The following is a 3,386-nucleotide window of genomic DNA, read 5'->3' as shown; positions in this document are numbered from 1 at the left end:
CCCGTTTCAGCTTCACCCGTCACATCCGTCGCCATATCCCGCCCCATCATCGCTAAGATATTGATGATTATAGACTATCACCCATCCGGGGGGCGCGATATCGTTGTTTATCTGGGATATCCGGGCTAACATGGCGAGGTAGTTTGCGGGCTTCTTCTCCCAACGGATGAGGATGCTTCGGAAGCGGTTGAGCCAGGATCACCGAAGGAGACAGGTTCGGCGCGTCCCCGCCGAGGAGCGCCGCCAGCGCTTCCTGGAAATCGCCGGTCGAGATGCCGCGTAGGTAGAGGACCGGCAGCAGCGCATCGAGGCTCTTCGTGCGCCGTGCCCGTTTCGGCAGGATCGCCGACGTGAAGGTGATGCGCTCGCCCTCCAACCCCCTGTCGCCATCGGCACCGCGGTCACGCAGCTTGGCGCGTCTCACCGGCACCGGGCCGATCCCTGTCTGGATCGTCCTTTAGTAAGCGCTCTTCCGATCCCCTGCTGCTCCGTCTGCCCTGATCGTGCGAAGAGATCTCCGATTTGGACGGAGGTTTTTGCATGGAAAGAGACGGCAAAAGATGGGCGTCCATTCGGACGTCTCAAGCCAAGGTTATGCTGGTCGGCTGGAGGTGATCGAAGGCCCGACGGGTCGACGGCGGCGTTCGGATGCGGAGAGGGCGCGGATTGCGGCGGAGAGCCTGCTGCCGGGTGTCCGGGTGACGGATTTGGCGCGAAAGCACAAAGCCACGCGCTGGCAGGTCTATCATTGGCGCAAACGGCTTCGGAATGGGCAACTGACGCTGCCGGAGAGCGTGGCCTCGACGCCCGCGTTCGCTGCGTTGGTGGTCGAGGAGCCGCCCCGGTCGAGGCACGCGAACGCCACCGCTATTGAGATCGTGGTGGACGACGTCGTGATCCGGGCGGAACCTGGCGTCGGCGGCGGGCATCTGTCGCGGGTAATCCGCGCGGTGCGGGCGGCGACATGATCGCGTCGGGTTCGCTGCCGAGGATTGTCAACGACGGAGCAAATCCAGGCCAGTGGGGCGGAGTAAAACCAGGCCACGGCGATGGCAGTCACGACGCACGAAGGGGCCCGATCGGGCCCCTTCGTGCGTGGGCGATCGGTTTTTGATGGTCAGCTCTTGGAGATTTCGCCGATTTCAGTATCGACGGCGTCGTCGGTGACCTGGTTTTGCTCCGCCCTTTTGTCGGGCGCAGGGGAACGACGTCGGCCCGACGACTGCTTGAGCCGATAGCTGTCGCCGTTCATCGTCAAGATGTGGACGTGGTGCGTCAGGCGATCGAGCAGCGCTCCGGTCAGCCGCTCCGATCCAAGGACGCTGGTCCAGTCCTCGAATGGCAGGTTCGAGGTGACAATCGTCGATCCGCGCTCGTATCGCTGGGAGAACACCTCGAACAGAAGCTCGGCGCCCGTTGGCGACAGCGGCACGTAACCAAGCTCGTCGACGATCAGCAGTTTGACCACTTGCAGATCGCGCTGCAGCTTTAGGAGACGGCGTTCGTCGCGGGCTTCCATGAGTTGATGGACGAGCGCGGCGGCGGTCGTGAAGGCGACGGTGAAGCCCTTCTGGCAGGCGGCCAGTCCGAGAGCCAGAGCGACATGCGTCTTTCCCGTGCCGGAATTGCCCAACGCAATCACGTTCTCGCGGCGAAGGATGAACTCGCTGCGGGCAAGCTCCAGCACCAGCATCTTGTTGAGCGTCGGGATGGCGGTGAAGTCGAAGGTATCGAAGCTTTTGACACCCGGGAACCGTGCCGCCTTGATCCGACGCTCGACCATGCGCCGTTCCCGGTCGATCAGCTCCAGCTCGATCAGGCGCAGCAGATAACGGGGATGGTCGACACCGTCGCGGGCGCACTCGCGGGCGACCTTGTCGTATTCCCGGAGCACCGTCGGCAGCTTCAACTGCTTGAGGTGATGGGCAAGAAGCACCTGCGGCGTGCCGCTCGTCGTCCCCCTCGGCATAGGAGGGTCTGGCGTCGGTTTGCCGGTCATGCCGCTCGCCCGGGAATGAGGACGGCGTAGTCGGCGGCGGCCGTCGTCCTGACGTCCGTCTTCGGCAGATGCGGATAGGCCGACAGGTCTAGGCGTGCCGGGCGACGCTCGATCCGGGCAAGAGCGATCAGCTTGATGGCGTCGAACCCGATGGCGCCGAGCCGGATCGCTTCCGTCACCGCCTCGCTGACGATCGGCATCGCTACCGTTTCCATCAGCCGAAGCACCTGGATGAACTCGCGCTTGCCGCGATTGCCCATGCGCGCCTCCAGGAGATGGCGCAGATGCTGGAAGGCTTCCGGCAGATCCCAGCCCTGCAGCGGGGCGGCCTGGTCGAGGGCGTTCGGCTTGGTCTCGATCAGCATCAGGTAATGCAGAGGATCGAAGACGAAGGTGCCGGTGCCGTAATCGCGACGATGACGGGCGATCTCCTCGCCGGCACACAGGATCACCACCTCGTCGACGAACCCCTTCACCAGAACCTCTCGAAAGCCGAAAGTCGTCGGCACCGAGTAGTCGTTGCACCGGTATCGGACGAGCGAGGTCGAGGAGACCCGGGCGATCCGCTTCTCGCATGGCTCAAGCGGTGTCGCCGGCAGCGGCTTGAAGGCCGCCAGATCGGCGAGAAGCCGCTCGCCGATCGTCTGGCTGTGGCGTCCGGCCCGTTCGTTCTGCCGACGGCGGCATCGCTCGGTCAGCATCGCATTTAGAGCGTCGAAGCTTGCCGCATGCAGGATCGGCGTCATGAAGTTCGACCGGGCAAACTTGACCAGTCCCTCCACCTTGCCCTTGTCATTGCCCTTCGCTGGTCGCCCAAAACGATCCCGAAACAGGTAGTGGCTTTGGAGTTCGGTGAAGGCCCGGGTTCGCTCGCGGNCCTTGCCCTTGTCATTGCCCTTCGCTGGTCGCCCAAAACGATCCCGAAACAGGTAGTGGCTTTGGAGTTCGGTGAAGGCCCGGGTTCGCTCGCGGCGACCGTCGCCGCAGATCTTCGCCACCGCGATCGTGGTGTTGTCGTAGAGGATCGAAAGCGGCACGCCACCAAAGAAGTCAAAGGCCGACACATGCCCGTCGAGGAACGCCTCGGTCGTCTCCCGTGGATAGGCCTTCACGAACGGCGCGTCCGACTGCGGAACGTCCATGCAGTAAAAGTGGATCTTCTGGCGAACCCCGCCGATCACCGCGATCGCCTCGCCGAAGTCCACCTGCGCGTGGCCAGGCGGATGCGACAGCGGCACGAAGGTCTCCCGCTGGCGGCCGCGGGCAATCCGGACATAATCCTTCACCACCGTCAGGCGAGCTATGGCTGAAAATGGGTGATGGGGCCTGAGAAGGCGGCGTATCGTGGCGGGTGCTGAAGCCTGCCAGAACCTCCCGAAGGAGCGAT

2 protein-coding genes and 2 pseudogenes are annotated in these 3,386 nt (G+C 63.8%); 1 reads left to right on the top strand and 3 read right to left on the bottom strand.

Features of this window, described 5'->3' with window-relative positions; all coding sequences use genetic code 11:
* Nucleotides 1-196: 196 nt before the first annotated feature.
* Nucleotides 197-457, bottom strand: a pseudogene (locus VQ044_RS24305) (transposase); the annotation flags it as partial.
* 103 nt (nucleotides 458-560) lie between these two features.
* Between VQ044_RS24305 and VQ044_RS24300 the strand changes: the two are divergent.
* Nucleotides 561-968, top strand: a complete 408-nt coding sequence (locus tag VQ044_RS24300) for a transposase (RefSeq protein WP_327651449.1) — start codon at nucleotides 561-563, stop codon at nucleotides 966-968.
* A 149-nt stretch (nucleotides 969-1,117) separates the two neighbouring features.
* Here VQ044_RS24300 and istB read toward each other — a convergent pair whose 3' ends face one another.
* Both istB and VQ044_RS24290 read right to left on the bottom strand, forming a co-directional pair.
* Nucleotides 1,118-1,999, bottom strand: coding sequence for an IS21-like element helper ATPase IstB (gene istB / locus VQ044_RS24295; RefSeq protein ID WP_442873011.1), 882 nt, complete (start codon nucleotides 1,997-1,999; stop codon nucleotides 1,118-1,120).
* Nucleotides 1,996-3,294: pseudogene (locus VQ044_RS24290) on the bottom strand (IS21/IS408/IS1162 family transposase); the annotation flags it as partial. The pseudogene VQ044_RS24290 and the gene istB, both read right to left, overlap by 4 nt.
* Nucleotides 3,295-3,386: the final 92 nt, after the last annotated feature.

Origin of the sequence: Aurantimonas sp. C2-5-R2 (genome assembly GCF_036549495.1) — a bacterium.
In the GTDB taxonomy this organism is placed as follows: domain Bacteria; phylum Pseudomonadota; class Alphaproteobacteria; order Rhizobiales; family Rhizobiaceae; genus Aurantimonas; species Aurantimonas coralicida_A.
This window is presented reverse-complemented; position numbering and strand designations above follow the sequence as displayed.

What these genes read in the sequence shown, in the direction of transcription:
- istB (WP_442873011.1), bottom strand. Translation starts at nt 1,999, where the DNA reads ATGACCGGCAAACCGACGCCAGACCCTCCTATGCCGAGGGGGACGACG.
- VQ044_RS24300 (WP_327651449.1), top strand. Translation starts at nt 561, where the DNA reads ATGGGCGTCCATTCGGACGTCTCAAGCCAAGGTTATGCTGGTCGGCTG.